This window comes from Zavarzinia compransoris, from assembly GCF_003173055.1.
GTDB classification, from domain to species: Bacteria; Pseudomonadota; Alphaproteobacteria; order Zavarziniales; family Zavarziniaceae; genus Zavarzinia; species Zavarzinia compransoris.
On the sequence record NZ_QGLF01000003.1, the window covers coordinates 538,772 to 564,065 of the forward strand.

21 protein-coding genes are annotated in these 25,294 nt (G+C 67.8%); 18 read left to right on the forward strand and 3 right to left on the reverse strand.

The window, feature by feature from the left end:
• The first annotated feature begins 267 nt into the window (after window positions 1-267).
• Window positions 268-1,422 (forward strand): NAD(P)-dependent alcohol dehydrogenase, encoded by a 1,155-nt coding sequence (locus DKG75_RS13280; protein WP_109921601.1) that lies wholly within the window; start codon window positions 268-270, stop codon window positions 1,420-1,422.
• Window positions 1,423-1,430: 8 nt separating this feature from the next.
• Here DKG75_RS13280 and DKG75_RS13285 read toward each other — a convergent pair whose 3' ends face one another.
• The gene (locus DKG75_RS13285; protein WP_109921602.1) at window positions 1,431-2,432 is read right to left on the reverse strand and encodes an amidohydrolase family protein; all 1,002 of its coding nucleotides are present in this window, start codon (window positions 2,430-2,432) and stop codon (window positions 1,431-1,433) included.
• 140 nt (window positions 2,433-2,572) lie between these two features.
• Here DKG75_RS13285 and DKG75_RS13290 point away from each other — a divergent pair, with 140 nt between their 5' ends.
• The 16 genes from DKG75_RS13290 to DKG75_RS13365 all read left to right on the forward strand — a co-directional run bounded on the left by DKG75_RS13290 (window position 2,573) and on the right by DKG75_RS13365 (window position 21,248).
• On the forward strand, window positions 2,573-3,793 hold the full coding sequence (locus DKG75_RS13290; RefSeq protein ID WP_109921603.1) for an NAD(P)/FAD-dependent oxidoreductase: 1,221 nt from the start codon (window positions 2,573-2,575) through the stop codon (window positions 3,791-3,793).
• A 19-nt stretch (window positions 3,794-3,812) separates the two neighbouring features.
• Window positions 3,813-5,087: an aromatic ring-hydroxylating oxygenase subunit alpha gene (locus DKG75_RS13295; RefSeq protein WP_109921604.1), complete on the forward strand. Its 1,275-nt coding sequence runs from the start codon at window positions 3,813-3,815 to the stop codon at window positions 5,085-5,087.
• Between the two features lie 15 nt (window positions 5,088-5,102).
• Window positions 5,103-5,588 (forward strand): aromatic-ring-hydroxylating dioxygenase subunit beta, encoded by a 486-nt coding sequence (locus DKG75_RS13300; RefSeq protein ID WP_109921605.1) that lies wholly within the window; start codon window positions 5,103-5,105, stop codon window positions 5,586-5,588.
• 8 nt (window positions 5,589-5,596) lie between these two features.
• On the forward strand, window positions 5,597-6,358 hold the full coding sequence (locus tag DKG75_RS13305) for an SDR family oxidoreductase (RefSeq protein ID WP_109921606.1): 762 nt from the start codon (window positions 5,597-5,599) through the stop codon (window positions 6,356-6,358).
• Between the two features lie 13 nt (window positions 6,359-6,371).
• Window positions 6,372-6,686 (forward strand): non-heme iron oxygenase ferredoxin subunit, encoded by a 315-nt coding sequence (locus tag DKG75_RS13310; RefSeq protein ID WP_109921607.1) that lies wholly within the window; start codon window positions 6,372-6,374, stop codon window positions 6,684-6,686.
• The gene (locus DKG75_RS13315) at window positions 6,673-7,398 is read left to right on the forward strand and encodes a TetR/AcrR family transcriptional regulator (protein WP_109921608.1); all 726 of its coding nucleotides are present in this window, start codon (window positions 6,673-6,675) and stop codon (window positions 7,396-7,398) included. The genes DKG75_RS13310 and DKG75_RS13315 overlap by 14 nt, the downstream gene beginning before the upstream one ends.
• The gene (locus DKG75_RS13320) at window positions 7,395-8,264 is read left to right on the forward strand and encodes a VOC family protein (RefSeq protein ID WP_166646539.1); all 870 of its coding nucleotides are present in this window, start codon (window positions 7,395-7,397) and stop codon (window positions 8,262-8,264) included. Before DKG75_RS13315 ends, DKG75_RS13320 begins: the two co-directional genes overlap by 4 nt.
• The gene (locus DKG75_RS13325; RefSeq protein ID WP_109921610.1) at window positions 8,261-9,118 is read left to right on the forward strand and encodes a VOC family protein; all 858 of its coding nucleotides are present in this window, start codon (window positions 8,261-8,263) and stop codon (window positions 9,116-9,118) included. Before DKG75_RS13320 ends, DKG75_RS13325 begins: the two co-directional genes overlap by 4 nt.
• 30 nt (window positions 9,119-9,148) lie before the next feature.
• Window positions 9,149-9,973, forward strand: a complete 825-nt coding sequence (locus DKG75_RS13330) for an alpha/beta fold hydrolase (protein ID WP_109921611.1) — start codon at window positions 9,149-9,151, stop codon at window positions 9,971-9,973.
• 5 nt (window positions 9,974-9,978) lie between these two features.
• Window positions 9,979-10,767 carry a 2-keto-4-pentenoate hydratase gene (locus DKG75_RS13335; RefSeq protein WP_109921612.1) on the forward strand — a complete coding sequence of 263 codons (789 nt, stop codon included), beginning with the start codon at window positions 9,979-9,981 and terminating at the stop codon, window positions 10,765-10,767.
• Between the two features lie 2 nt (window positions 10,768-10,769).
• Complete coding sequence (locus DKG75_RS13340) at window positions 10,770-12,485, forward strand: AMP-binding protein (protein WP_109921725.1); 1,716 nt, start codon at window positions 10,770-10,772, stop codon at window positions 12,483-12,485.
• 499 nt (window positions 12,486-12,984) lie between these two features.
• Entirely contained in the window at window positions 12,985-15,387 is a 2,403-nt protein-coding gene (locus DKG75_RS13345) for an efflux RND transporter permease subunit (protein ID WP_208112125.1), read from the forward strand.
• Between the two features lie 38 nt (window positions 15,388-15,425).
• The gene (locus tag DKG75_RS13350) at window positions 15,426-16,808 is read left to right on the forward strand and encodes a DUF1329 domain-containing protein (RefSeq protein ID WP_109921614.1); all 1,383 of its coding nucleotides are present in this window, start codon (window positions 15,426-15,428) and stop codon (window positions 16,806-16,808) included.
• 21 nt (window positions 16,809-16,829) lie between these two features.
• Window positions 16,830-17,783: a sialidase family protein gene (locus DKG75_RS13355; protein ID WP_109921615.1), complete on the forward strand. Its 954-nt coding sequence runs from the start codon at window positions 16,830-16,832 to the stop codon at window positions 17,781-17,783.
• Window positions 17,784-17,867: 84 nt separating this feature from the next.
• Window positions 17,868-19,706, forward strand: a complete 1,839-nt coding sequence (locus tag DKG75_RS13360; protein ID WP_166646540.1) for a DUF1302 family protein — start codon at window positions 17,868-17,870, stop codon at window positions 19,704-19,706.
• Window positions 19,707-19,871: 165 nt separating this feature from the next.
• Window positions 19,872-21,248 carry a DUF1329 domain-containing protein gene (locus DKG75_RS13365; protein WP_109921617.1) on the forward strand — a complete coding sequence of 459 codons (1,377 nt, stop codon included), beginning with the start codon at window positions 19,872-19,874 and terminating at the stop codon, window positions 21,246-21,248.
• Between the two features lie 15 nt (window positions 21,249-21,263).
• On the opposite strand, the gene DKG75_RS13370 is transcribed toward DKG75_RS13365, so the two are convergent.
• Complete coding sequence (locus DKG75_RS13370) at window positions 21,264-22,325, reverse strand: 2Fe-2S iron-sulfur cluster-binding protein (protein ID WP_109921618.1); 1,062 nt, start codon at window positions 22,323-22,325, stop codon at window positions 21,264-21,266.
• A gap of 34 nt (window positions 22,326-22,359) precedes the next feature.
• Window positions 22,360-23,790, reverse strand: a complete 1,431-nt coding sequence (locus DKG75_RS13375) for a coniferyl aldehyde dehydrogenase (protein WP_109921619.1) — start codon at window positions 23,788-23,790, stop codon at window positions 22,360-22,362.
• A gap of 342 nt (window positions 23,791-24,132) precedes the next feature.
• Here DKG75_RS13375 and DKG75_RS13380 point away from each other — a divergent pair, with 342 nt between their 5' ends.
• Window positions 24,133-25,257 (forward strand): alkane 1-monooxygenase, encoded by a 1,125-nt coding sequence (locus DKG75_RS13380; protein WP_109921620.1) that lies wholly within the window; start codon window positions 24,133-24,135, stop codon window positions 25,255-25,257.
• Window positions 25,258-25,294: the final 37 nt, after the last annotated feature.

The following is a 25,294-nucleotide window of genomic DNA, read 5'->3' on the forward strand; positions in this document are numbered from 1 at the left end:
GTCGCGATGCCACGGCTGTCCGGTTGTTGTTCTTTCGTTTCAGAAAGATTTCACATCTTAGCATCCTTTACATTTCGGCGCTTCCGTGGATCGAGCCTCGTTCCAGGGAATCTCCCTCGGGACGGGGCGTTTTCCCGGCCGATTTCATGCACGGGCAAACCTTTCGTCAGGCGACGGCCCCGTCGGAGGCGCCGGAAATGTCCCCAAGCGATGAATCGGCCGCTCGGTTGAAGCAAGGCAAGCCGTTCGCGCAGAGGGAGGTGGATCATGTCTATTGCGGATGCGCTCAGGGAAAGCCCCGGCGCCGATCGGGGGGCCGTCGCCGGCCGCGCTGCGGTTCTGTCGTCCCCGGGCGGGGTGTTTTCGATCGAAGAGATCACGTTGCAGAAGCCGCGCCGGGACGAGATCCTGGTGCGCGTCGCCGGTGTCGGCGTCTGCCATACCGACGTCGTCTGCCGGGGCGATTTCCCGGTGCCGCTGCCGATCGTGCTCGGGCACGAGGGGGCCGGCGTGGTCGAGGCGGTGGGTGCCGGCGTCACCCGGCTGCGCCCGGGCGACCATGTCGTCCTGAGCTTCGATTCCTGCGGCGCCTGTCCCAATTGCGCCCGTGCCGCGCCGTCCTATTGCTTCAACTTCATGGCCGCGAATTTCGGCGGCGTGCGCCCGGGCGACGGCTCGACGCCGATGAGCCGGCGCGACGGCGGCGCGGTGAACGCCCGCTTCTTCGGCCAGTCGTCCTTTGCAACCCATCTGATTGCGCGCGAGCGGAATGCGGTCGCGGTGCCGAAGGACGCCCCCCTGGACATCCTCGGGCCGCTCGGCTGCGGCATCCAGACCGGCGCCGGCTCCATCCTCAATTCGCTGAGGGTCGGGCGCGGCGATGCGGTCGCGATCTTCGGTGCCGGCGCCGTCGGGCTCAGCGCCGTCATGGCCGCCCGGATCGCCGAAGCCGCCCATGTGATCGTGGTCGAGCCCAACCCGGAACGCCGGGCGCTTGCCCTCGAGCTCGGGGCGACGGCGGCGCTCGACCCCCGCAGCACCGAGGACGTGGTCGCGGCGGTGAAGGCGGCGGGCCCCGGCGGTGTCACCCATGCGCTCGATACCACCGGCATTCCGGCCGTGATCGGCAGCGCGTTCCAGACCCTGCTGCCGAACGGCCAGCTTGGCCTCGTCGGCATGCCGCCGCCGGACGCGGCACTGCCCGTGAACATCATGGACATGCTGGCCCGCGGCGTCGGCGTGAAAGCCTATGTCGAGGGCGACAGCGATCCGGAAATCTTCATTCCGCAACTGGTCGGCTATTACCTGGACGGGCGGCTGCCCTTCGACCGCCTCGTCAAGCGTTACAGGCTGGAAGACATCAACCAGGCCTTCGACGACACGACGACCGGCAAGTCGATCAAGCCGGTCCTGGTGATCTGAGCGCCGGCTCAGGCCGGCAGGGCATCGAGGCCGAGGAAGGCCAGGGCGTTCTGCGCCAGCAGGTCCGCGGACAGGACCTGCTCGGCGAAGGCGCCCGGTGCATCCTGCTGGATGACGAAGGGGAAATCGGAACCGGTCACGATCCGGTCGGCGCCCAGCCGTTCGGCGATATAGCCGAGGGTGACCGGATCATAGACCACGCTGTCGTAGAAGAAGCGCTTCGCCATTTCGCTCGGCCGTTCCGGAAAGCTCGCGCCGAGCGGCCCGCCCAGCGACCAGACCCGGTCGAGACGGGGCAGGATCCACGGCAGGGCGCCGCCGCCGTGGCAGAGCATGATGCGCAGGCGCGGAAAGCGCAGCGGGATGCCGGCCGCCAGCAGGCTGGCCCCGGCCAGGGCGGTATCGAGCGGGAAGGCGGCGGCGGCGGCCAGCGCGGGATGGCCGGGCAGGCGGTCCCTGCCCGCCGGGTGCAGCGGATGGACCATGAGGGCGAGGTCCAGCGCCTCGGCCGCGGCATAGAATTCGTCGAAGCGGGGATCGCCGAGGGGGGCGCCGTTGACATGGCTGCCCAACTCGACCCCGCGCAGGCCGAGGGCCTTGACATCGGCCAGCCGCCTCGCGGCCAGGGCCGGGTCCTGGACCGGCACCATGCCGATCCCGCCGAGGCGCGCGGGCGCGGCGTCGACCATGGCGGCCAGCGCGTCGTTCATGTAACGGCAGAGATCATCGGCATCCGCCGCCCCGAACCAGTGGGACAGGAGTTCGGGCATCGGCGACAGCACCTGGTGGCCGATGCCCTGCGCGGCCATTTCGGCCAGGCGCGCGGGGACGTCCCAATTGCTCGGCGCCAGCACGCGGAACGGCTTGCCGCCGATCACGACCGCGGCCTGCCCGTCCGCCCGTGGCGCCATGACCGGCCACAGCGGGGTGCGGCCGCGGGCGTCGGGAAAGGTCGCGGGGACGAAATGGGCGTGCGTATCGATGGTCGGGACATCGGTTTTTGGGGGCATGGCGCGTTCCTCCCGCTCTTGTTTCAGCTTCGGCCCACTATGCGGTGATTTTTCCTATTTACAAGCAGTCTGTACTGTTTGTACAAAAATGAACATCGACCCCGCGCAAACGACGACGGGGCAATGGGGATGGAAGCAGCATGCAGGGCATTGCGGACAAGGCGCCGGGCATCGTCATCGTCGGGGCCGGCCAGGCCGGCGCCCGCGCCGCGGAGGCGGCGCGGGGCGCGGGCTTTTCCGGCCGCATCACCCTGATCGGGGCGGAACCCCACCTGCCCTACGAGCGCCCCCAGCTGTCCAAGGCGACGCTGATCGAGGACGGCGCGCCCATCGTCTCGATCCGCGACGGCGCCGGCTGGGCCGCCCTTGGGGTCGAGGTCGTGGCCGGCACCCGCATCGCCGGCGGCGATGCCGCGGGCCGCACGGTGACTGCCGAGGACGGCCGCGTGTTTCCCTATGACGCGCTGCTGATCGCCACCGGGACCGCGCCGCGCCGCCTGCCGGTGCTGGAGACCGGGGCGTTGCCGGTCCTGGCGCTGCGCTCGGTCGAGGATGCGCTGGCGCTGCGCCGGCACCTTGCGCCGGGGGCGCGGATCGCCATCGTCGGCGGCGGTGTCATCGGCCTCGAAGTTGCCGCGGCGGCGGCCAAGGCGGGGGCGGCGGCGACCGTGATCGAGGCGGCGCCCAGCCTGCTGGCCCGCGCCCTGCCGGCGCCGGTCGCCGCTTTCCTGAAGGCCCGGCACGAGACGGCGGGTGTCACCTTCCGCCTGGGCCGGGTGCCGGTCGGGCTTTCCCCCGAGGGGGTCGCGCTGGCGGATGGCGAGGTGGTGCCGGCGGATGCCGTCGTGGTCGGCATCGGGGTGGAGCCGGAACTGGAACTGGCCCGCAGCCTCGGCCTTGCCGTCGATCAGGGCATCCTGGTCGATGATTGCGGCCGCACCTCCGTGCCCGGGGTCTTCGCCGCCGGCGATGTCGCCAGCCGCGCCTGCCCCTGGCTTGGCCGGGTAGCGCGGACCGAGACCTGGGCGAATGCGCAGAACCAGGCGGCGGCGGCGGCCCGCACCATGGTCGGGCAGGACACCGCCTATGGCGACCCGCCGTGGTTCTGGACCGATCAATACGAGTTGAACATCCAGGTCGTCGGCAATGCCGCCGCCGGCGACATCGTGCTGCGCGGCGATCCGGCCGCCGGGCGCTTCACCGCGATCGCGCTGGCCGGCGGCATCGTCGCCGGTGCTGTCACCGTCAACACGCCGAAGGATATGGCGGCGCTGCGCCGGCTGGTCGCCGGCCGGCGCAGCCTTGCCGCGGACGAGGCCGGCGATCCCGGCTTCGACCTGCGCAAGGCGGCAACCAGATAATCAAAGGGAGGAACAACGGATGAGCACATTGGACGGCACCAGCCCCCTGGTCCTCGTCGACCGGGAGCACCACAGTTTCAGCGTCGCCCGGCGCAGCTTCGTCGATCCGGGCATCCTGGAGGCGGAACGGGAGCGCATTTTCGGCCGCTGCTGGCTCTATCTCGGGCACGAGTCCGAGCTGGCGAAGCCGGGCGATTTCGTCACCCGCCAGGTCGGCGGCCGCCATGTCATCTTCGCCAAGACCCCGAAGGGCGAGTTCCGCGCCCTGCTGAACACCTGCGCCCACCGCGGCGCCCGCGTCTGCCGCGAGCGCAGCGGCAATGCCAAGTCGTTCCAGTGCTTCTATCACGGCTGGATCTTCGGCCTGGACGGCAATCTCCGCCACCTGCCGGACGAGGCCGCCTATCCCGCCGACTTCAAGGACAGGCCGACATCCGGCCTGAAATCCGTGCCGCGCTTCGAGCGCTATCGCGGCTTCGCCTTCGTCTGCTTCGACGAGAATGCCGTGCCCCTGACCGATTATCTGGGCCAGGCGACGGAATATATCGACATCGTCGCCGACCAGTCGGAAGCCGGCATGACCGTGGTCGGCGGCACCCAGGAATATTCGATCCGCGCCAACTGGAAGCTGCTGGCCGAGAATTCCTATGACGGCTATCACGCCGCGACCAACCACGCGACCTATCTCGACTATCTGCGCAACACCAACGGCGGCCTCGCCAATGTCGCGCTCACCGGCGAGGGGCGGGACCTCGGCAACGGCCATGCCGTGGTCGAATACAAGGCGCCCTGGGGCCGGCCGGTCGCGCAATGGATCCCGATGTGGGGCGAGCAGGGCAAGGCGGAGATCGAGGCGATCCACGCCCGCCTGGTGGAGCGCCACGGCGAGGAGCGGGCGGCCCGCATCGCCACCCGCAACCGCAACCTGGTGATTTTCCCGAACCTCGTCATCAACGACATCATGGCGGTGACGATCCGGACCTTCTATCCGGTCTCGACCGATTACATGCAGATCAATGCCTGGGCGCTGGCCCCCAGCGAGGAAAGTTCCTGGGCGCGCGAATACCGGCTGTTCAACTTCCTCGAATTCCTGGGGCCGGGCGGCTTCGCCACGCCCGACGACATCGAGGCGCTGGAACAATGCCAGCGCGGCTATGCCAATGCCGGCGAGGTCGGCTGGAACGATATTTCCAAGGGCATGAACCGGACGCCGCCGGCTTACGACGACGAGGCCCAGATGCGCGCCTTCTGGACCCAGTGGAACCGCCGCATCGCCGACGGCGTGGCGGCCTGAGCCGGGGACGGGACGATGACCAGCGTGAACCGCACCGACATCGAGGAATTCCTGTTCCAGGAAGCCGCCCTGATCGACAATTGGCGCCTGCCGGACTGGCTGAAGCTCTTCACCGACGACGCCCATTACTACGTCCCCTCGACCGACGTGGCCGAGGATGCGCCGGCCGAGAATAATCTCTTCTATATCGCCGACGACCGCTTCCGCCTGGGCGAGCGGGTGGTGCGGCTGATGAAGCGCACGGCCCATGCCGAATACCCGCGCTCCAAGCTGCGCCACCTGATCAGCAACGTGCTGATCCGGAAACGCGAGGGCGACACCATCGAGGTCGGCTCGGTCTTCGTCACCTATCGCTCCAAGGACGGCCAGACCGACGTCTATTTCGGCTCGAACATCCACAAGCTGGTGGCGGGCGAGGACGGTCTCCGCATCCGCGAGAAGCGCTGCATCCTGGCCAGCGACGGGTTGCGCCCGCAGGGCCGCGTCAGCTTCATCCTGTGAGGGCGGCGATGAGCGGAAAACTGGCCGGACGGGTGGCGGTGGTGACGGGGGCGGCCCGCGGCATCGGCCTTGCCATCGCCGACCGCCTGGCCGCCGAGGGGGCAAGGCTGGTCCTGGCCGACCTCGACGAAGTGGCACTCGATGCGGCCGCGGCGGAGATCGCCGGCCGCCACGGCCCGACCCCCGTCGCCGTCGCCGGCGACCTGTCGCGGGAAGAGGTGGCGCAACGCCTGATCGCCACCGCGGAGGAGGGGTTCGATACCCTCGACATCCTGGTGAACAATGCCGGCGGCGGCATCATCCGGCCGTTCCTGGACCACACGCCGGACACCCTGCGGACGACGGTCGAGCGCAATCTGTGGACCGCGCTCTGGTGCAGCTATTACGCGCTGCCGGGCATGAAGCGCCGCGGCTATGGCCGGATCGTGAACCTCGGCGCCGATTCCGTGCGGAACGGCCTCTGGGACCACGCCGCCTATAACGCGGCCAAGGGCGGCGTGCACGGCATGACCAGCGGGCTGGCGCGCGAATTCGCCCGGGACGGCATCACCGTGAACACGGTCGCCCCCTGCGCGGTCGACAACGAGCAGCTCGCCGTCTTCGTCGCCAAGGCGCCGGACGTGGCGCGGAAATTCATCGACGTCATCCCCATGGGCCGCGCCGGCGCCATGGCCGAGATCGCCTCCATGGTCGCCTATCTCGCCTCGGAAGAGGCGGGCTTCGTGACCGGCCAGGTGATCAGCGTCAACGGCGGCAGCACCATGCTGTGAAGGGAGGGCCGGCATGTCGCAACGCGTGAAACTCTGTGCCGTCGCCGATCTTCCCGAGGGGGAGATCCGGGGCGAAACCCTGCCCGACGGTACCCGCATCGCCCTCTACAAGGTCGGCGGCACCATCTATGCCACCGCCGATAAATGCACCCACGGCGAGGTTTCCCTGTCGGAGGAGGGAACCCTGGACGGCTGCACCGTCGAGTGCAGCTGGCACTTCGGCACTTTCGACATTACGACTGGAAAGGCCACGGGCATGCCCTGCGAAGTGGCCCTGAAGACCTATCCGGTCGAAGTGATCGAAGGAAACGTCCATGTCGTCGTCTGACAATGCCGCCGCCCCGTCCCTCCGCCGTCCGCGCGGCCGGCCCCGGGTGAACCCGGTGTCCGATCACCCGGTCCGCACCCAGGCGGAACGGTCGGAGGACATGCGCCGGCGGATCGTCGATGCGGCGGCCGAGGTCATGGGCCTGCATGGTTACGCCGGCTTCCGCACCGCCGAGGTCTCCCGCGTTGCCGGGGTCTCGCGCGGGGCGCAGCTGCACCATTTCCCGACCAAGGACCAATTGGTGGTCGCCACGCTCCGCCATGTCTACGGCGAAGCGCTGGAGCGCAGCAAGGCGCGGGCGGCGGCGATCGATCCCGGGCGCGACATCCTGGACCAGCTGATCGACGATGCCCGCGACTTCTTCTTCAGCCGGCATTTCCTGGTCTCGGTCGACATCGTCGTCTCGGCGGCGACCGATCCTTCGGTGCGCGACGAAGTGCTGGAGATCGCCCGCACCGCCCGCCTGCCGGTCGAGGTCGCCTGGAACCGGGCCCTGGTCGAGGCCGGCATCCCGGAACGGACGGCGCCGGGGCTTCTGTCCATCGTGCTCGGCATCGTGCGCGGCCAGGCGCTGCGCAAATTCTGGGACAACGACCCGAAGAAGGACGAGGCCCAGTTCGACCTGCTGCGCGACATGGTCCGCACCTATATCGCGGCCAAACTGCCGGCCGAACCGGCGCCGGACAGAAAACCAAGGAACAAGAAGACGTGACCGCCCCCCTTCTCGCCGCGCCCGCCTATGCGCGCCTGCCGGTGGCGGATATCGCCGCTGCCGGCCGTTTCGCCCGGGATATCCTGGGCCTCCCGCCCGGCCCCGCCCTCGACGGCATCGCCTGTTTCAGGGCCAGCCAGCGCCAGCACGATCTCTCCTTCACCGGTCCCGAGGGGATTGCCGCCCTCGGCGTCGAACTGCGCGACGAGGCCGCGCTCGAGGCCGCCGAAGCGGCGCTCGGCGCTGCCGGCTTCGCCCATCGCCGGGCCGGGGCCGAGGAGTGCCGCCGCCGCCTGGCCGATGCGGTGCTGCTGACCGCCGACCGTTCGGGCAATGCGGTCGATCTCGTGCTGCGGCCCCATTACGGCGGCCGGCGCTGCCACCTGCTGCGCGATACCGGCATTCTCGGCCTGCATAGTGTCGGCCTGCGCTCGACCGATCCGGCCGGCGACCTCGCCTTCTGGCAGGCGCTGGGCGCCGGCGTCAGCGATCATGTGGGCGACATCGCCTATCTCCGCATCGACGGGCGCCATCACCGGATCGCCCTGCATCCGGCCCGGCGCCCCGGCCTGCTGAATGTCGCCTTCGCGGTCGAAGGGCTGGATCACGTCATGCAGGCCAGCTATTTCGCCGCCGAGCATCAGGTCCGCGTGCTGCACGGGCCGGGGCGGCAGGCGGTTTCCGGCCTCGTCTTCCTGCATCTGGCGGGGCCCGAGGGGCATATCGTCTCGCTGGTCGCCGGCGACGACGAGATCGGGCCGGGGCCGCGCCGGCCGCGCCGCTTCCCCTTCCGCGCCGATACGCTGTGCACCTGGGGCAGTCTCTGCACCGAGGTGCCGGAATGGCAGGCGGAGGCGGGCCGATGATCCGCCTCGACGACATCACCTATGTCCGCCTGGGCACGCCCGACCTCGCCCTGGCCGAGGATTTCGCCACCCGCATCCTCGGCCTCGAGGTGACCGGGCGGACGGCGAAGGCGCTCTATCTCCGCTCCGATGCCAGGGCCCATACGCTCTGCTATGTCGAGGGCGATCCGGCGGACCAGACCGCGGCCTTCGAGGTCGCGGACGGGGCCGAACTGCAAGCGGCGGCGGCAGCCCTCGAAGCCCTGGGGCACCGGGTCGCGGCTGGCACGGCGGCGGGCGCCGACGCGCGCAAGGTGATGGATTTCATCGCCTTCCGCGATCCGAGCGGCAACCGCATCGAACTGGTGGTGAAGCCGGAATACCGGGGGCCGCGCTATTTCGGCACCCGCGATGCGGCGATCACCGGCTTCAACCACATCGGCCTGAATTCGACCGACCCGCTGCGCGACGAGGCGTTCTGGACCCGGGTCTGCAATGCCCGGGTCAGCGACCGGATCGGCGATATCCCGCTGATGCGGATCAATGCGATCCACCACACGATCGCCCTGGTCCGGGCGGCGGGGCCGGGCATCCAGCACATCAACCACCAGGTGGTCGAGCGGGGCGACGTGCTGCGCAACTACCACCTGCTGCGCCGGCACAATGTCCCGATCGTCTTCGGCCCCGGCCGCCACCCGACCTCGGGCGCCAATTTCATCTACTTCCGGGGACCGGACGGCATGGTCTTCGAATATTCCTGCGGCGTCGACGAGATCGCGGACGAGGCGGGCCACCGCCCGCGCAGCTTCGCCTTCGAGCCGGCCAGCCTGTGCCTGTGGGGGGCCAAGCCCGGCGGCCTGATCAAGGGCGCGTGAACAAGACCAGAGGAAACCAGGAGCATCACCATGACGGCACAAAGCCCCGAAATCGCCCGGTCCATCCGGACCGGCAGCTTCAACACCAATTGCCACGATCTCGGCCAGGGCAAGCCCGTGGTGCTGATCCACGGCTCGGGCCCCGGCGTCACCGGCTGGGCCAACTGGCGCCTGGTGATGCCGGACCTGGCAAAGCGGGTGCGCGTGCTGGCGCCCGACATGGTCGGCTTCGGTTACACCGACCGGCCGGACGGCTTCGCCTATTCCCGCGCCGCCTGGATCCGCCAGATCCTCGACCTGATGGACGAACTGGGCCTGCCCCAGGTCGACATCGTCGGCAATTCCTTCGGCGGCGCCATCGCCCTGGCCCTGGCCATCCAGCATCCCGGGCGCGTCGGCCGGCTGGTGCTGATGGGCAGCGCCGGCCTCACCTTCCCGGTGACCGACGGCCTGGCCGCGGTCTGGGGCTACGAACCCTCGTTCGAGGCGATGAAGGGCCTGCTCGACATCTTCGCCCACGACCGCACCCTGGTGACCGACGAACTGGCGGAACTGCGCTATCAGGCCAGCATCCGGCCCGGCTTCCAGGAATCCTTCGCCGCCCTGTTCCCCCGGCCGCACCAGCGCTGGCTCGACGCCCTCGGCAGCGATCCGGCCGACATCGCCAAGGTCGGGCACCGCAGCCTGATCATCCACGGCCGCGACGACAAGGTGGTGCCGCTCGACGTCTCGCTGCAACTGCATCGGCTGATCGAACGCTCCGAACTCCATGTCTTCGGGCAATGCGGCCACTGGGCGCAGATCGAGCATGCGGCGCGCTTCAACAAGCTGGTCGCCGATTTCATCGCGGATTGAACCCCATGACCGCCATCCTTCACGATCTCGCCGCCCGGCTGGACGCGGCGGCGCAGGCCCGCGCCCCGATCCCGCCGATCAAGGCGGAAATTCCGAATGCCGATGCGGCTTATGACATCCAGCAGGTGAACACCGCCCGCCGCCTCGGCGCCGGGCGGCGGCTGGTCGGGCGCAAGATCGGCCTGACCTCGCCCGCCGTGCAGCGCCAGCTCGGCGTCGACCAGCCCGACTACGGCATGCTGTTCGACGACATGGCGGTGCCCGACGGCTGGGACGTCGCCGCCGACCGGCTGATCCAGCCCAAGGTCGAGGCGGAGGTCGCCTTCGTCCTCGGCCGCGACCTGGACGACGAGCGCCTGACCGTGGCTGACCTGCTGCGCGCCATCGATTTCGCCCTGCCGGCGATCGAGATCGTCGATTCCCGCATCGCCGATTGGAAGATCAGCTTCCTCGACACGGTGGCGGACAATGCCTCGTCCGGCCTCTATGTCCTCGGCACCACGCCGCGCCGGCTGGGCGATCTCGATCTCCGCGCCGCGAAGATGGTGCTGACCGAGGGGGAGCGCCAGGTTTCCGCCGGCATCGGCGCCGCCTGCCTGGGCCATCCGTTGAACGCCACCCTGTGGCTGGCCTCGACCATGGCGCGCCTGGGGCGGCCGCTGCGGGCCGGCGACACGATCCTGTCCGGCGCCCTCGGCCCCATGGCGACGGTCGGGCGCGGCCGCACCTATGAAGCCCAAATCGAGGGCCTGGGCACCGTCCGGGCCGCCTTCGCCGCCGACAAGGACGCATGACCATGGCGATCGACCCTTCCCCGAGTTTCGCCGAGGCGCGGGATTTCCTGCTGCGCCACCGCACCGATTACGACACGGCCGTCGCCGGCTTCCGCTGGCCGCGCCCGGCGCAGTTCAACTGGGCGCTCGACTGGTTCGACGGCGTCCTGGCGACGGCGCCCGATTCCCGCGACCGGGCGGCCCTGCGCATCCATGACCCCGAAGGCTCGGAGATCAGCGTCAGCTTCGGCCAGATGGCCGCGGCCTCCAATCGCGTCGCCAATTTCCTGCGCGCCCAGGGGGTTCGCCGGGGCGAGCGCATCCTGCTGCTGCTCGGCAATGTCGTGCCGCTGTGGGAATGCATGCTGGCCGCGATCAAGCTGGGCGCGGTCATCATCCCGGCCACCACCCTGCTGACGCCGGAAGACCTGGCCGACCGCCTGGCCCGCGGCCGCGTGCGCCACATCGTCACCGATCCGGCGCAGGTGGAGAAATTCGCCGGCCTGCCGGGTATCGAGGCGGTCGGCAAGATCGTGACCGGCGCGGCGGTGCCGGGCTGGGCCGGCCTGGCGGCGGCCCATGGCGGCGACTATGCCGATACATTCGCGCCCGGCGAGGCGACGGCGGCGACCGATCCCATGCTGCTCTATTTCACCTCGGGCACGACGGCCAAGCCGAAACTGGTGGTGCATTCCCACCAGTCCTATCCGCTCGGCGCGCTCAGCACCATGTACTGGCTGGGCCTGCAGCCCGGCGACCTGCATCTGAACATCTCGTCGCCCGGCTGGGCCAAGCATGCCTGGAGTTCCTTCTTCGCGCCCTGGAATGCCGGGGCCACGGTCTTCATCGTCTCCCAGGCCCGCTTCAACGCCGCCCAGCTGCTCGACGTCCTGGCGACCACGGGCGTTACCACCCTGTGCGCGCCGCCCACCGTCTGGCGCATGCTGATCCAGCAGGACATGGGGCGGTGGCGGACCGGGCTGCGCGAATTATGCTCGGCCGGCGAACCCCTGAACCCCGAGGTGATCGAGCATGTCGAACGGGTCTGGGGCCTGACGATCCGCGACGGCTATGGCCAGACCGAGACCACGGCCCAGATCGGCAACCCGCCGGGGCAGAAGCTGAAGCTCGGCTCCATGGGCCGCTCGCTGCCGGGCTATGGCCATGTCCTGCTCGATCCGGACGGCGCCGTCGCGGCCGAGGGCGAGGTCTGCCTGCCGCTGTCGGGCGCGGGGCGCCCCGCCGGCCTGATGCTCGGCTATGAGGTCGAGGGGCGGATGACGGCGACCGACGGCGAAGTCTATCGCACCGGCGACGTGGCGGAGCGGGATGCGGAAGGATACCTGACCTTCGTCGGCCGGGCCGACGATGTCTTCAAGGCATCGGATTACCGGATCAGCCCGTTCGAGCTGGAAAGCATCCTGATCGAGCACGAGGCGGTGGCCGAGGCGGCGGTGGTGCCGTCGCCGGATCCCCTGCGCCTGGCGGTGCCCAAGGCTTTCGTCATCCTTGCTGCCGGCCATGCGCCGGACGGGGCGACGGCCCGGGCGATCTTCGCCCATCTGCGCGGGCGCCTGGCCCCCTACAAGCGCGTGCGCCGGCTCGAATTCGTCGAAGACCTGCCGAAGACGATTTCCGGCAAGATCCGCCGCGTCGACCTGCGCCGCGCCGAGGAAAAACGCGGCGACGAACCCGGCCCGCGCGAGTTCGCGGAGCATATGTTCCCCGATCTCGCCTGACGCGGACCGGGACGCCACTTGTTGCGGCGCGGGGATTCCCGCGCCGCTTTTCATATGGCCGCGCCCCGGCGGCCGGGTTGCATCCGAAAGGCAGGATTTGTCAGGGCTTTCGTCCCGAAACGGGGCGAGGAACCAACCTTCTGACTGGTCCCATACCCAACCGCGCAGACCATCCTGCACTCGAAAATGATTTCCGTAAGGATGCGTACCATCTGCGGGAATCGAACAACAAGAATGCCGTCGCCATTCGCGGCTCGGGGATAGGGAACGATGGTGGGACCTCTGCACATGCCAGGGCGGCCGGGGCCGCGGCGATCGGTAATCCTTAGAATTACAGGCGGCGAGCCCGGCGGATCGGGCTGAGCCCGCCCACGCCCCCATGCCGATTTCGGGCAAGCCCAGCGCCGGCCTCGAGCCGGGCGGCTTGCATCTCGTTTCCCCCTAACGGAAGGCTTGAGGTTCCGTGCAGAACAAACCCGCGCGCTTGGCGCATTTCACGATGAAGCATCGCACCTGGTCGATACTCGTCATGGCCGCCCTGACCATCTTCTTCGCGTTCGGCTTGCGCAATGTCGAGCTGCGCACGATCTTCTCCGACCTGCTGCCGTCGGATCATCCTTACGTCCAGACCTTCAAGGATCATCCGAACTTCGGCAGCCCGCTGACCGTGACCATCATGGTCAAGCGGAAGGACGGCGACATCTACAATGTCGAGACCCTGAACAAGATCTGGAACATGACGCGGGAGGTGGATACCGCGCCTGCCGTCGACCATGACCAGGTGCTCTCGATCACCACCGAAAAAGCGCGTTATGCCGAGGCGACGCCGGAAGGCATCGACGCCCATCCGATCATGGGCGACAAGCCGCCGGCCTCGCAGGCCGATGTCGACGAATTCCGCCGCCGGGTGGAAATGGCCCCGGGGCCGCGCTACTTCCTGATCTCGCAGGACCAGACCGCGACCATCATCACCGCGACCTTCATCGAGCGCCTGCTCGACTACGGCGAGACCTTCGCCTTCCTGCAGGCCCTGGTCGAGCGCGAGCGCGACGCCGACCATGAAGTCTATATGGCCGGGCAGCCGGCCCTGACCGGCTGGGTCTATTACTACCAGAGCCAGATGCTGTGGATCTTCGGCGTGACGCTGGTGGCGCTCGTCGTGTCGCTGGCGCTCTACATGCGGAACGTCATCGGTGTCGTCGTGCCGCTGGCGGCCTCGACCGTGGTCGCGATCTGGGGCTTCGGCTTCGTCGGCTGGCTGAACCTGCCGATCGAGCCCCTGATCATGGTCGTGCCCCTGCTGCACGTCGCGCGGTCCTTCAGCCATTGCGTGCAGTTCATCGAGCGCTATTGCGAAGTGCTGTACCACGTCAAGGACCGGCGCAAGGCGGCGGAGATTTCGCTCGGCGTGATGATGGTGCCGGGCACGCTCGGCATCGTCACCGATGCGGTCGGCCTCTGCCTGATCGCGGTGGCGCCCATCCCGGTGATCGAGCGCCTGGCCATCTTCTGCGGCTTCTGGGCCTTCATGCTGGTGCCGACCAACGTCTTCCTGGCGCCCTTGATGCTGTCCTACCTGCCGACGCCGCGGAACATCCTGAAGATCACCGGCCGGGCCGGCGACGGCGGCATCCACGTCAAGATCCGCAACGGCCTGCGGGTGCTGTCGACCTGGACCTACGGCAAGCGGGCGCGCTTCACCTCGATCGCGGTCCTGCTGGTCGCCGGCTTCAGCATCTACCAGACCCTGCACATCAAGATCGGCAATCCGGTCGAGGGCTCGAACCTTCTCTACAATGATTCGGAATTCAACATCGCCGTCGCCAAGATCAACGATCACTTTCCGGGCCTGAACACGCTCGAACTGGTGCTCGAGGCGAAGGATCCGATCAATCCGAACCGGGTGGCCCGCCAGGCCCACACCATCGAGACCATGATGCGGATCGAGTATTTCCTCGAGAAGCAGCCGGTGCCCCCCGTCGCCACCCTGTCCTTCGGCGACTACCTGCCGGAAGCCAACCGCATCTTCGCCGGCGGCAACCCGAAGTGGGCGCCGCTGGACCCGACGGACGAGGCGACCAGCGCCGCGGTCGGCGCGGTGATGCTGGGCACCAGCCCCAAGGCCTTCCTGCATGTGACCGACTTCGAGCAGCAGAACGCCACCGTCTCGCTCTGGTACAAGGACAACACCCAGGAGACCGTCGACCAGGCGCTGGAACAGGCGCGTGCCGCCATCGCCTTCGTCGGCGAGGATCATCCCGAGTTCCGCGTCCGCCTCGCCACCGGCACCATCGCCCTGCAGCAATCGGTGAACGACGCGGTCGAGCATTACCACTGGATCATCCTCGGCCTGCTCAACCTCGCCATGTTCGCCTCCTGCGCCTATGCCTATCGCTCGGCGGTGGCGGGGCTGATGCTGCTGGTGCCGGTCAACCTGTCGAACTTCTTCCTGATGGCGGTGATGGTGTCGATGGACATCGGCCTCGACGTCAACAGCCTGCCGATCACCGCGATCGGCATCGGGGTCGGCATCGATTACGGCATCTACCTGCTCTCGCGCATCTGCGAGGAGTACCAGGGCCACAAGCAATACGACAAGGCGATCTACGCCTCGGTCGCGACCACCGGCAAGGCGATCTTCTTCACCGCCACCATCATGCTCTTCGGCATCCTGCCCTGGTACTTCCTGTCGGAACTGAAGTTCCTGGCCGACATGGGGCTGCTGCTGGTCATGGTCATGCTAATCAACATGGTGATCGCGCTGATCGTGGTGCCGCTCCTCGTCTGGGTCGTGAAGCCCGTGTTCATGACGCGCGACGACCTGATCGTCGGCGAGGGCGTCGACCTTTCTCTCTACACCACGGACGAGGCCGAACTCAAAGGCCTCGCCCCCGCTCAATGACCGGACCTGGAATAGCAGAAGTTACTGGGAGGAAGACCATGCATATCCGCAAATACGACGCCGGCTTCAGCCGCCGCCAGTTCCTGGAGCGCACCGCCAAGGGTATCGTCGCCGCCGGCGTCTTGCAGCCGCTGTGGCCGCTGATCGCCAACGCCCAGGACACGTCCAAGGCCTATCCCGAAGAGCTTCAGTCGATCGACGCCTATACCAAGGGCAAGGTGAAGACCGGCGATATCGTCGATGCCGGCAATGTCGACATCGTGAAGGACCTGCTCGATCCCATCACCTACAAGCAGATCAAGGAGATGGGCCGGCGGATCAAGATCGTGAAGACCGCGACCGATCCCCTGGTGCTGAACAGCAACAAATATCTCGAGGCGACCGTCCGCAACGCCGGCAAGGCGAAGTTCGACGCCAAGGGTAACGTCGTCACCCAGGACGGCAAGCGCTGGATCGGCGGCAATCCCTTCCCGAACGCCAAGACCGGCGAGGAAGTCTACGGCAACCTGTCGCTGTCGTGGGGGCGCAACGACGTCGGTTTCTATGCGCTTCGCGACTGCGACATCTCGCCGTCGGGCGAGGTCGCCTATAAATACGACTTCTGCTGGGTCGAACAGAATGTCGCCGGCCTGATCAGCGATCCGAACAAGCCCTATCTCGAGGGCTTCGACGACATGCTGCGCTTCCAGACCGTGTTCTTCTCCTCGCCCAACGACGTGCGCGGCACCTCGTTCCTGTCGAACCACTTCTACGACCAGTCGAAGTTCCCGGACCTGTTCGGTTACCTGCCGGCGTTCAAGCGCGAGCGCCGCTTCCCCACCAACCAGCGCTTCGAGCCGCTGGTGCCGGGCCTGACCCTGTTCCTCTCGGACGCCTGGCACGCCGGCGACCCGATGCTGACCTGGGGCAATTACAAGATCGTCGACACCAAGCCGCATCTTGCCGCCGCCGGCAGCAACTGGAACGGCGACCGGCCGGGCTGGGAACCGGAGGTCCACGGCGGCCCGAAGGGCATCAGCTTCTACCAGTACGAATACGAACTGAAGCCCGAGGTGCTGGTGATCGAGTCCGAGCCGACCGGTTACCCCCGCGCCCCCGTCGGCAAGCGCCGCACCTATGTCGACGTCCGCAACATGCAGGGTCTCGTCAGCAACACCTACGACCGCCGCGGCGAATTGTGGAAGCTGGTCGAGGCGCCCTATGGCCGCTACGAGAAGAACGGCAAGTCGGTCAAGGACGGCAACGGCGAGACCGTCTGGTCGGTGCAGTCCTGCATGGCCCACGACATCCAGTCGAACCGCCTCAGCCGCTTCTACATGGCCGAGGAAATCGGCGGCGGCTACAAGCCGGGCTGGAACAACGGCAGTCTCTACGAGCAGTTCCTGACCATCCAGGCGATCCGTCGCCTCGGCAGCTCCTGAGCGGGCGGGGGAGAGCGGCCCATGCGCTTTCGCGGACATCTCGCCCTCGGCCTGATCCTCGCCGGCATCGCGCCGGCGGGGGCCAAGGCCGGGACCATCGGCTTCGACGTGGTGCACCAGGGCACCATGCACGAGGCCGTCTATTGCATCAATCGCGACCAGGACCGGCTGATCGCGGTCGGCGCCCCGAACCTGCTGTTCGACAGCGCGGACGGCGGCCGGACCTGGACGCAGAACACCACCGTCGCCTTCTCCGGCGCCCCCATGGGCTGCCGCCTGAAGCACGGCATCGGCTTCGTCGTCGGCCAGGGCGGCCAGATCTTCCGCCAGGAAGCCGGCGCCTGGAGCGCCGTGCCCAAGGCGACCGAGGCCCGCCTCTTCGCCGTCGACCATAACGCCAAAGGTCTCGCCGTCGCCGTCGGCGCCTTCGGCGCGGTCCTGGTCTCGACCGATGCCGGCCGCAGCTGGACGCCGGTGCAATACGACTGGTCGAGCACCAATACCGAAGGCTTCGAGCCGCATGTCTATGCCGTCTCGGTGGCCGAGGACGGCACCATCCTGATCGCGGCGGAATTCGAATCGATCCTGCGCTCGACCGACCAGGGCCGGACCTGGACCCTGGTCCACAAGGGCAAGGCGTCGCTGTTCGACCTTTCGGTCGGCACGGACGGCATCGGTTTCGCCGTCGGCCAGGACGGCCGCGTGCTGCGCACCGCCGATGGCGGGCTGAGCTGGACGGCGGTCCCCACCGGGGTTTCCACCAACCTTCTCGGCGTCAGCCGGGACGGCGCGGGCAAGGTCCTGGTCAGCGGCCTGCGGACGCTGCTGGTCGGCGCCGACGACGGCTCGGCGCTGGTCTCGGTCGAGGCGGGCGACGTCGCGACCGGCTGGTACCAGGGCATCGCCCGCGGCGGCAACGGCGCCTGGCTGCTCGGCGGCCAGAGCGGGCGGCTGGTCCAGGTAACCTCTAAATAGACAAAAGGCCGCGACCGGAAGCGGGCGGGAACAAGGGGGTAGGGGAAGATGAGAAGCTCAGAGAAGCGGTTGATCGCAGGCCTGATGAGCAGCTGCGCATTGGTCGGGCTGGTGGTGCCGGCCTTCGGTATCGATTTCACGATCTCCGGGTTCATCCAGCATCAGGTCGCGGTCAAGATCACGGACCAGGAGAACCCCAACAACCAGGCGGGCGATCCGTTCAACGGCCAGCAGGTGCCGCTGGAACCCCTCGGCCTCGATCTCAGCTCGGTGCAGGCGGTGAACAACCTCCTGACCAGCCTGTCGCTGCCGTCGCTGAACGACCTGACCTCGCCCATCACCGGGCAGGCGGTCACGATTCCGCCGACCGGATACCGCAACGTCCGTTCGACCAGCAACGATTTCAACCTGATGGTGACCCGCCTCGAGGTCAACATGCAGGCCTCGATCGATGCGAATTGGAGCGCCTCGGCCACGGTCCGGGCGATCTACGACTGGAACCCCTACAAGGATGTTTCCGGGGGCAATAATTTCTACGAAACCCAGTTCTACGACGGCGGCGGCGCCACCCCGCTCGAATATGCCGACAAGAGCTTCATGGTCGACCTGCCGAACGCGACCATCAACTACACCAACGGCTCCTTCTACGCCAAGCTGGGCAACCAGCAGATCGCCTGGGGCGAGGCGGTGTTCTTCCGCGTGATGGATGCGCCGAACGGCCTCGATCTCCGGCGCCACCTGATCATGGATCCGGGCCTCGAGGAATATTCGGACAAGCGCGTGCCCGGGCTCGGGCTTCGCATGTCCTATCAGGTGACGCCGGAATGGGAAGTCGAGGGTTTCGTCCAGAAGTTCCAGCCCTCGGTCTTCCCGACGCCGTCGTCGCCCTACAACATCATCCCCGACCAGTTCACCCTGCACGAGCGCTATCGCGGCTTTTCCGACGACGTCTGGAACGTCGGCGGCCGCATCCGCGGCCAGCTGGGCGATCTCGGCCTGCAGTTCATCGCCGTCTCGCGCCATAATCCGGACGGTGCCATCCGCTGGACCAGGTCGGGCGTGAACAAGGACATCAGCCCGCTGCTGCCCGGTTCGGGCGCGATCGCGGCGGAGACGCCCTTCGAGCGCGACGAGGCTTACGGCGTGAAGAGCCAGGAGGAATGGTTCCACTACGCCGGCGCGGTGCGCCTCGACGGCGTGCAGGCGCTGAACTCGGCGGTCGACGATTTCCAGCCGGCGACCGGCTCGCTCACCGCCTATAACGTCGGCAACAGCCCGAGCCTGGCGGCGGCGGAACTCGATACGTTCTTCTGGCTGTCCGGGGGGCTCCGCGGCCATATCGAACGCATCTTCCCCTATGAGAACATCTTCGGCGCCAGCGCCAACTATGTCTTCAGCGGTTCGCCCGGCTCGTTCTTCGAGCAGCTGATCGGCCGCGTCGAGCTGACCTATACGCCGAACAAGGTGTTCACGGCGCCGTCGCTCAGCAAGGACTTCCTGGTCAAGGACGAATGGGCCTTGGCCGCGGTGGTCGAGAAATGGTACCGCTGGAGCGAGGATTTCCCCGCCGCCTATCTCGTCGGCCAATATATCTACAAGTCGGCCAGCGACCTGTTCAGCCGCAGCATCGACGGCTACGGCGGCAACAGCACCGGTCTCCACGGCGGGATCTCCAGCTATCAGGCGGTGGCCTTCGCCGGCTTCCAGCCCTCGCCCTCGCTGGAGTGGCGCTTCGAATGGGCCGTGCTCTACGACCTGCAAGGCGGCTGGTACATCCAGCCCGGCGTCCGCTGGAAGCCCGACGACAAATGGCAGGTCGACCTGCACGCCACCATCATCACCGGCAAGGACAACAACAACAATGCCGTCTCGTCGATCGACTTCGCCGACGAGATCGCCGTCCGCGTAACCTATCAGTTCTGACTGCCGGCCCTCCTCCGGCTCGACTGGGGGAACGGTCCCTGCCGTTCCCCCGCCTTTTTCCGTCGAGACGCGAAGGCCACCCGTCTCCCAAGGCCGGTTCTCCCCCGGCTCCACTTGAGGGGGTACCGGCCCGTCCGGGCCCCCTCGCTTTTTTGGGATGGAACCATGCACATCCGCCGTTACGGCCCCGATTTCACCCGCCGCCACTTTCTGGAACAGGTGGCGCGCGGCGTGGTGACCGCCGGTGTTCTCGCCCCGCTCTGGCCCGCGCTTGCCGCCAAGGGGGCGGCGGACACCGCCTATCCCGAGGAACTGCTCTCGATCGAAGCCTATACCAAGGGCAAGCTGGCCCCGGGGAAGGTGATCGATGCCGGCAATGTCGACCTCGTCGCCGACCTGCTCGACCCGATCCAGGTCCTGCAGATCAGGACCATGGGCCGGCGCCTGCTGCTCGCGCCCGAAACCAGGGAGATCATGCGGCTGTCGCCCTGGGAATATATGGAGGCGACGCTGAGGAACGCCGGCAAGGCGCGCTTCGATGCCGACGGCAATGTGGTGAACGAGGACGGCCGGCCCTGGATCGGCGGCCATCCCTTCCCGGCGACGACCGACGGCCTGGAGGCTTTCGCCGGCCTGACCCTGTCCTGGGGCCGGCATGATTCCTGCGTCTATGCCATCAGGGAATGCGATCTCGGCACCAAGGGCGCGATCGACTACCGCTATGAGGCGGTCTGGGCCGAAATGTCGCCGGTCGCCCGCGTCGCCATGGAACCCCGGCCCTATCTTGCCGGGCAGGAAGACAAGCTGCGCTACCAGGCGATCTTCTTCATGTCGCCCGACGATGTGCGCGGCGGTTCGTTCCTCAATGTCTGGCCCTACGACCAGCGGGAATTTCCCGATCTCTTCGGTTACGTCCCGACCTTCAAGCGCATCCGCCGCTATCCGACCAACCAGCGTTTCGAGCCGATGCTGCCGGGCTCGGATCTCTATCTCTCCGACGCCTGGGCGGCGGGGGACCCGTTCCTGACCTGGGGCAATTACAAGGTCGTCGCCACCGGGCCGGCGCTGGCGCCGATCTCGGGCAATTGGTCGGGGGCGCGCGAGAACTGGCAGGTGCCGACTCACGGCGGGGCCAAAGGCCTGACTTTCTACGATACGGCGGTCGAACTGGTGCCGCAGTCGATCACGGTCGAGGCGGAACCAGTGAAATTCCCGCGGGCCCCGGTCTCGAAGAAGCAGGTCCGCTTCGACCTGCGCACCATGCTGCCGATCGGCATGGTCAGCTTCGATCGCCGGGGCGACCTGTTCCGTTCCTTCGACGGCGCCTATTCGCTCTACGACGACGGCACCCGGCAGGTGATGGACGGCAAGCATCCCTATTGGTCATGGACCCATGTCCACGCCTATAATGTCCAGACCGGCCGCATGACCCGGATCGAGCAGGCGGCGAAACTGTCGTCCGGCGACGGCATGCGGGTGAACGATCCCGCGATCTACGATCTCTACCTGAACCAGGGCGCGATGCAGCGCCGGGGGCGTTGAACCCCCGGCGGCGCGTCAGCGCTTGCCGGTACCGGCGTCGGTGAACTTGTCGTAGTGGATCGCCGGCAGCGGCACGCCGAGGCGGGTCAGCTCGGCGATCGCCGCATCGATCATGCCCGGCGGCCCGCACATGTAACCCTGGAATTCCGCCCGGTCACCCTCGGGCAGGGTCGCGGCGATATGGTCGGTGACGAGGCCGCGCAGGCCCGCCCAGCCGCTCTCGGCAGGTTCGTGGCTCAGAACCGGCACGAAGCGCAGCGACGGCAGCCAGTCCCGGGCGATTTCCTCGATCTGTTCGACCTTGTAGAGATCGGCCTGGGTCCGGGCCCCGAACAGCATGACGCAGCGCCGCCGCACCCGGTTCTTCCGCGCGTGCTGGAGCAGGCTGAGCAGGGGCGCAAGCCCGCTGCCGCCGGCGATGCAGACGATCGGCGCCTCGCCCGGGCGGAGGTGGAAGGTGCCGTGGGGGCCGCTCACCGAAACCTCGGCCCCGGCGAGGGCGCCGGCGAACAATTTCTCGGTGAACTGGCCGCCCGGCACCTTGCGGATGAAGAAGCTGATTTCCTGGCGTCCGCCCCGTTCCGGCGCGGTGGCGAAGGAATAGGAGCGGGCGGGCAGGCCGGGCGCCGTGATATCGGCATATTGGCCGGCGACGAAGTCGATCGGCCGGTCGAGGCCGAGGGTCACGGCCTTGATGTCATGGGTGAGGTCGTCGGTCCGGATGATCCGGCCGGCGAAGACCTCGGGCGCCGGCAGGTCGGCGCCCGGGTTTTCGATCTCGATCGTGATCGCCCCCTTCACCTGGGCCTGGCAGGCAAGGATATAGCCCGCCTCCAGTTCCTGCCGCGACAGCGTATAGCCGAAGTCGGTGATGGCGCTGACCCGGCCTTCGGTCAGCCGGCACTTGCAGGACCCGCAGGTGCCGACCGTGCAACTGTGCGGGAAGGCGATGCCCTGGGCGAGCGCCGCTTCCAGCAGGGTTTGCGAGCCGTCGACGGTGATCTGGACGCCGAGCGGGTTGATCGTCGCCACGCGCGGTTCGCCCCGGCCGAAAAGTTTCTTGAGCAGACTGGCCATGTTTCTTTCGCAATTCGCCGTCGACGGTGGAGTTTCAGCGCGCGATCGCGCCGGCCAGGAATTGCCGGATGGCATCGCCATAGGGCGGGCGCAGGAAATATTCCGCCTCGACCGCCTTGCTCTGGCGGTAGACCGCCTTGGCGTGGCTGAAGGCCAGGAAGCCGGCCTTGCCGTGATAGGCGCCGGTGCCCGAGCCGCCGACCCCGCCGAACGGCAGGTTTTCGGCGAAGGCATGGCTCATCGCGTCGTTGACGGTGACGCCGCCCGAGGTCGTGCGGTCGAGCACGCGGCGCTCCTCCGCCTCGTCCTGGCCGAAGTAATAGAGGGCGAGGGGCCGGGGCCTGGCATTGACATAGGCGATGGCCTCGTCGATCGCCCTGTAGGTCCGGATCGGCAGCAGGGGGCCGAAGATCTCGTCCTGCATGATCCGGGCATCGTCCGGCGCATCGATGACCAGGGTCGGCGGCAGGCGGCGCGCCTCCTGCTGGCTGAAATCCTCGCCTGCGGGGTTGAGTTCGACGATGGCGGCGCCTTTCGCCCGGGCATCGTCGAGATAGGCGCGCAGGCGGTCGTAATGGCGCTGGTTGATGATCGACGTATAGTCCGGATTGTCCTTCAGCGTCGGGAACATCGCGGCCACGGCGGCGCCGGCGGCGGCGGTGAATTCGGGCACCTTGCCCTCGGGCAGCAGGACGTAATCCGGCGCGAGGCAGATCTGGCCGGCGTTCAGCGTCTTGACGGTCATGACCCGGGCCGCGGCATCGGCGACCGGGGCCGTCCCCGAGACGATGACCGGCGACTTGCCACCGAGTTCCAGGGTCAGCGGCACCAGGTTCTCGGCCGCCGCCCGCGCGACATGTTTCGCGACCGAGGTCGAGCCGGTGAACAGGATATGGTCGAACGGCAGGGTGGCGAAATGGGCCGCGACCGCGGCATCGCCGGTAACGACGGCGATCTCGCTCTCATCGAAGGCGGCGGCGATCATCCGCCGCGTCAGCTCGGAACTGGCGGGGGTGAATTCGGACGGCTTGATGATCGCCCGGTTGCCCGCCGCGACCACGCCGGCAAGCGGGGCGAAGATCAGGTTGAACGGGAAATTCCACGGGCTGAGGATGCCGACCACGCCCAGCGCCTGGTACTCGACCCGGGCCGCGGCATCGGGAAACTGGGTCTCGAAGCCTTCGGGCTGCATCCAGCCGCGCAGGTTCTCGCGTGCATATTTCAGCGAGCCGACCACGGCGAAGACATCCGCCAGCAGGGTGGCGACGGCGCTGCGGTTGCCGAAATCCTCGTTCAGGGCGGCGACGATATCGTCCTGGTGATCGACCATCAGGCCGATCAGGCGGTCCAGCCATGCGATGCGCGTTTCCGCGCTCAGCGGGCCGGTGGCGAGATGTGCCGCTTTCTGGACGGAAAGCAGCCTTTCCAGCTCGCGTTGCGGTGCCGTGAAGGCGGCCGTGCTCATGGCGATGAATCCTTCCCTGTGATTTCCCGGTTCTATAGGCGTTCCGGGGCGGAACCGGCCCGGTGCCGTCGCATCAGAACCGCGGGCGCCCCGCCGCGTAACCGACGAAAGGATGGTCGGGCGCCGTGCACCCGAAATGGGACGGCCCGAAATGGGACGGCCCGAAATGGGACGGCCCGGAAAGGGAAGGTGGGGCGGGCCAACCTTCCGTCGGGCGCGCCTCTCGCCCGCATCGGCCACAGTGGCCGCAGTGGTGGTGCGCCCGGCGCCCGCCGCCCTCAATGAACGCCGGAAAAACCGGGCACGGAAAGCCCGCCGGCACATCTCGGGAGGATCGCGAGAATGTACTCATACCTGATCTACTATATTCCAGTGCTCGTCCAGTTGGCGACCGCGGCCGGTTTCATCGCCGGTGGCGACTGGGTCTATGTCGGTATCGCCAGTTTCCCCTTCTTCGCGCTCCTCGACACGATGCTGCCCGACGACATGTCGCCGCGCCGCATCAAGAGCAAGTCGATCGCCTATATCCCGATCTGGCTTGCCACCCTGCTTTCCCCGGCGCTCTTCCTCGTCGCCGCCTGGCAGATCGGCCAGGGCGGGCTGACCTTCTGGCAGCTCGCGGGTTGCGTCATGGGCTGCGCCTGGATGGGCGTGGTCCCCCTCGTGCCGGCCTCGCACGAGCTTTACCATCAGCGCAGCGCCTTCGCCCGTTTCGTCGGGCATTACGCCCAGGTCTGCTACCTCGACTGCACCCGTGATATCGCCCATGTCATCGGCCATCACATCGACGTCGCGACCCCGAAGGACGGCGATACGGCCCGGCGCGGCCTCAGCCTCTATGCCTTCACCGGTCCCGCCATCATCCGCAGCACGCGGGAAGCCTGGGGTGCCGAGAGCGACGCGCTGGAGAAGCGGGGCAAGGGGCGCTGGTCGCTCGGCCACCGGCTCTACAAAGCACTGGTGGCACAGGGGCTGTTCCAGCTCGCGATCTTCCTGATCGGCGGCTGGACCGCGCTCGCCGCCGGCGTCGCCGGGGTGGTGGTCGCCCGCATCTGGGTCGAATCCTTCAACTACTTCCAGCATTACGGCCTGATCCGGGTCGAGGGCGCGCCGATCGCCCGCCGCCATGTCTGGAACCACCTCGGCTTCTTCTCGCGGACGATGGCGTTCGAGATCACCAATCACGCCGACCATCACCTCGACTCCTACCAGGCCTTCTACCGGCTGGTGCCCGACCGGTCGGCCATCCGCATGCCCAGCGTCTTCGTCTGCTTCCTGGCCGCGCTGGTGCCGCCGCTCTGGCACAATATGATCATCAAGCCGGCGCTGAAGCGGTGGGACAACGAATTCGCCTCGGCCGAGGAACGCAAGCTCGCCCGCGAGCAGAACGGTGCCGCCGGCTGGCCGGACTGGTTCGACGAAGCACCCGCGGGCGGCAAGGCCGCCGGCGCTTCCCAGGCGGCGTAATCCTTCAGGTCTTCGAACGCCATGGGTCGGCGCTGCG